This window comes from Planococcus sp. RAB007_Raresut (genome assembly GCF_057369535.1).
Genome location: NZ_JBXYIF010000258.1, coordinates 1 through 239 on the forward strand (window position 1 = coordinate 1; position 239 = coordinate 239).

1 protein-coding gene is annotated in these 239 nt (G+C 28.0%); it reads left to right on the forward strand.

Features of this window, described 5'->3' with window-relative positions; genetic code table 11:
* Positions 1–111 (forward strand): hypothetical protein (locus tag AC2Q9J_RS18465; RefSeq protein WP_499042189.1); only part of this gene is annotated, 111 nt, incomplete at its 5' end.
* Between the last annotated feature and the right edge of the window lie 128 nt (positions 112–239).

A 239-nucleotide genomic window follows, 5' to 3' on the forward strand; every position in this document is an offset into this window, starting at 1 on the left:
GGTGATATGGTAGAAGTTAAGGTAATAGAAATAGATAATCAAGGAAAAATTAAATTATCAAGAAAGGCTCTGCTTGAAAAACCAAAAAAAGAAGAAAAAGAAAAGAAGTAATATAAAAGGAGTTTACTCCTTTTTCTTTTTAGGAGGATACTATGACTAAAACAGTTTACAGTGCTTTACAACCGTCAGGTAGTTTGACGATTGGAAATTATTTAGGATCAATAAGAAATTTTAAAAAT